Below are 2,023 nucleotides of genomic sequence, written 5' to 3' on the forward strand. Positions count from 1 at the left end.
CGGTGTTGGCGTTACGTCTGGAGCTGGAGTTTGACTTGGGTTGTTTGGCATAGGTGGCAAGACATTAGAATTACCACCTTGTTTTTTATCTAATTCCATTGCACTATTTAGTGACTCTTTTACCTTTTCTACAGTTGCTCCACTTCCTATAGAGTTATAAGCTTCTCTTTTTTGTTCTGGAGAAAGATTTTTCATTTCGTCTACTTTCTTTCTTCCTTCTTCTTTTGCTTTTCCTATTTCATCAGCAGTTTTTACTGTATTTATGATAGAATTAATTTTTTCTACTGAATCTGCCTCGTTAATTTGTTTTTTATAATTTTCTTTCATTGCATTAGCAAGGACTTTTCCATATAATTTTTCATTAAAGGCATTAGTAAATTTATCTAAATCTTTTATGGCTTGAGTTTTTTCATTTGCTAACTTTTCAGTATTATCTGATTGATCAGGAGTTTGTGGCTTCTCTTTAGCTTTTTCTTGTGTTTGAGCTTTTTGAACCTCTTCTTTTACCTTTTCTACAGTTTCTCCACTTCCTATAGAGTTGTATGCCTTAACTTTTTCTTCTGGAGAAAGATTTTTCATTTCATCTACTTTCTTTCTTCCTTCTTCTTTAGCTTTTCCTATTTCATTAGCTTTATCAACCTTGTCTAATATAGCTTTTAATGAATCTATATCTTTCGCTTGATTTATTTCTGCTTCAATATTGCTTTTCATAGCATCGGCAAGGGCTTTTCCATATAATTTTTCATTAAAGGCACTTGTGAAATCATCTAATTCTTTTACTGCTTCATCTTTTAAAAAAGGCATTAACTCTTCTAACTTTTTCATATTTCCAATCATATTTCTAAGTTCTACCTTTTGCTGTTCATTTACATGTTTTAGACCATCAACAAAGTTTTTACCTTCTTTTTTGGCTTTATTAAGGTTATGAGCATTTTTTACTTCATCTAAAATTTTTTGAATTTCTTCTTTTTTATTTGCTTTTTTAATTTGTTCTATTTTTGCTTTTTTTAATTCTTCTGCCAAACTATTTAAAGATTTATCAAATGCTTCTGGATACTCTTCTAATTTCTTAATAGCTTGTTCTTTTTCTTTTTCTAAATCAGCATTTACATTACCTGATGTAAGTTCTTGATTTGATGCTAAAGAGCTATTTAATGGCGAAACTGCTCCACTAATGCTTAATAATAACGCTCCTGTTACACCTACTGTTAATATCTTCTTTGTATTATTCATCTCTTTCTCCTTTATAAAAAGTTTATTAATTATATTTGCTAATCCCTAAAATAATATAATTTTTTGTGCTCCTTATTTTATCATTTTTAGAAAATAAAAACAAGATTAACTTTTTATTTTTTTAAATATTTTTACAAAATATAATATTTTTGTAACATTTGTAATAATTATAATTGCCTTTAATACAAAGAATAATGATATTTATTTTCTATTTGAATATTTTAAATATTATTTTATAATAAGAATAAAAAATATTTTAAAATTTAATGTATTAAATTATTTGCTTTTTTTATTTTTGAAATTCATTGATATATTTATGAAAAAATATTTACAGTTTAATAATTTATACTTTATTAATAAAAATTTAAAATCTAATTTCTTTATAAAATATTATAACTTAAAAATAAAACACTCTAAAAAACTTTAAATTTCTCAATTATTTGCTTTTTTTTCGTAAATAATGCCTACTTGAAAGTAAAATAACTCAGTGAGCATCTTATAAAAAAATACCAACTACAAAAATAAGTATTTTTTTATTTTTATGTTGATATTGCTTTTTTTATTTTTTTTTTGATTTTAAAGCTGATTTTCTCTATTTATAATATTATCAACGATAATATTGTACAACCAAAAAAAATGAAAGATAAGTAGACAATTCTTATCTTCCATTTATATCTTCAACAGGGGCAGTAGGAATTGAACCCACACCAAAGGTTTTGGAGACCTTCGTTCTACCTTTAAACTATGCCCCTATAATTAATGGTGGGAAGAAGTGGATTCGAACCACTGA

The 2,023-nt window shown here is 25.8% G+C and carries 1 protein-coding gene and 1 tRNA gene; both read right to left on the reverse strand.

Annotated elements, in window-relative coordinates:
• A partial coding sequence (locus HMPREF1871_RS03750; protein WP_157058059.1) for a GA module-containing protein occupies positions 1-1,233 on the reverse strand: 1,233 nt, incomplete at its 3' end.
• Positions 1,234-1,914: 681 nt separating this feature from the next.
• Positions 1,915-1,985, reverse strand: a tRNA-Trp gene (locus HMPREF1871_RS03755).
• Between the last annotated feature and the right edge of the window lie 38 nt (positions 1,986-2,023).

It is taken from the genome of Gemelliphila asaccharolytica (assembly GCF_001553005.1).
In the GTDB taxonomy this organism is placed as follows: Bacteria; Bacillota; Bacilli; order Staphylococcales; family Gemellaceae; genus Gemelliphila; species Gemelliphila asaccharolytica.